1 protein-coding gene is annotated in these 1,528 nt (G+C 62.7%); it reads right to left on the bottom strand.

Going from position 1 to position 1,528, the window contains the following annotated elements:
- Positions 1-435: 435 nt before the first annotated feature.
- Positions 436-1,497 carry an IS110 family transposase gene (locus K289_RS0140775; protein WP_027556537.1) on the bottom strand — a complete coding sequence of 354 codons (1,062 nt, stop codon included), beginning with the start codon at positions 1,495-1,497 and terminating at the stop codon, positions 436-438.
- Positions 1,498-1,528: the final 31 nt, after the last annotated feature.

Genomic DNA, 1,528 nt, shown 5'->3' with positions numbered 1-1,528 from the left:
AATGTATGGTCCGGCCGTGCGGTGCAAGAAGATTTCGACGATCCGGTAGATGCGGTCTTGCATCAATGTATCCGGCCTCTGCTTGGAGCACAGTGCTCCGGGCCATCATGGATAGCAGCGCGCATGCGATCTGGTTAGCGGACAGGCCTCGACCGGGCCATTTGGGTCACCAGTGTTCGCATGTGCCGGGAAGACCGATTCTCCATCGTCGTCTCATCCTCTCGCAGACCTCGGCGGGTATTTGGTTACGTCATCGATGGCTCCTCACTTCGCGCTGTTCCTTTGTTCGTGCCTGGCGGTCGTTCCTTCGTCCCGGCCTGCGCGCGCAGACGCGCCGCGCGCAAGGGGCCGTCAAGGCCGGCCGTCGTGCTATCCTGACGTCTTGCTCTCCTGCTGCCAGGCTGCGCCTTGACGGTGCCGCGCACGGCGCGAGGATCAAGCAGGTCGGGACACCATCTCCGTCTTGACGCACGCGAAGGCGCGTCCCTTGTTGAGGACCGCCCAGGCGATCCGGGCGAGCTTGTTGGCGAGCGCAATCGCCAGTACGTTGTGGTGCAATCGTTTCTTGGCGGCTTCGATCCACGAGTTGAGGCCATAGCGCTCCCAACACCTGACCTTGACCAGCACAACCCACGCGGCTTGGACGAACAGCGCGCGCAGATAGCGATTGCCGCGCCTTGATATACTGCCGAGGATCGTGCGGTCGCCGGTCGAGATCTGCTTCGGCACCAGTCCAAGCCAGGCGCCGAAGTCGCGGCCTTTCGAGAACACGTCTCCAGTGCCGATCGCGGCCACCATTGCGCTTGAGATGATCGGGCCAATGCCAGGCACCGTCATCAATCGCTGGCAGGCCTTATCTTGACGGGCGAGCGTTCCGATCTCGCTCGATAGACCCTCGATACGCTGATCCAGCCGACGCCAGTCTCCCGCCAGCCCCTCGATGATGCGCAACATGCGAGGCGAGAGCACATCGGTGCGTGTCGCCAAGATGCCCGGCAACTCGAACCGCAGGGAATGCGGGCCTTGCCGCACGGCGATGCCCCGCTCCAGCAGGAACGCACGGATCTGATTGATGACACCGGTACGCTGACCGACCAATCGATCGCGGACGCGGTGCAGTGCCTGAAGGTCGAGCTGATCCGCGGTCTTGGTCGCGACGAACTTCATGGTCGGGCGTTGGACAGCCTCGGCGATGGCTTCCGCATCTCGGAAGTCATTCTTCTGTCCTTTTGAATACGGGCGCACGTATTTCGCCGGCATCAGGCGGGCGTCGTGGCCAAGCATTTGGAGTTTTCGGCTGAGATGATGGGCGCCGACGCAGGTCTCCATCCCGATCAAGCATGGCGGCAGGTTGGCGAGCCGCGTTTCCACCTGGCCGCGCGACCACTTCTGCCGCAGCACGATGGCACCGCGCTGGTTCTGGCCGACGATGTGGAACGAGTTCTTGCCAATATCGATGCCGATTACGGCGGGCGAAGCGTCGAGTTTCTGTGACATGGCGTGCTCCTTGTCTTCGGTGCCCCCTGCC

The organism is Bradyrhizobium sp. Cp5.3, from assembly GCF_000426265.1.
GTDB lineage: Bacteria > Pseudomonadota > Alphaproteobacteria > Rhizobiales > Xanthobacteraceae > Bradyrhizobium > Bradyrhizobium neotropicale.
The sequence above is the reverse complement of the archived record's forward strand: the minus strand, read 5'-3'. Positions and strand labels throughout refer to the sequence as shown.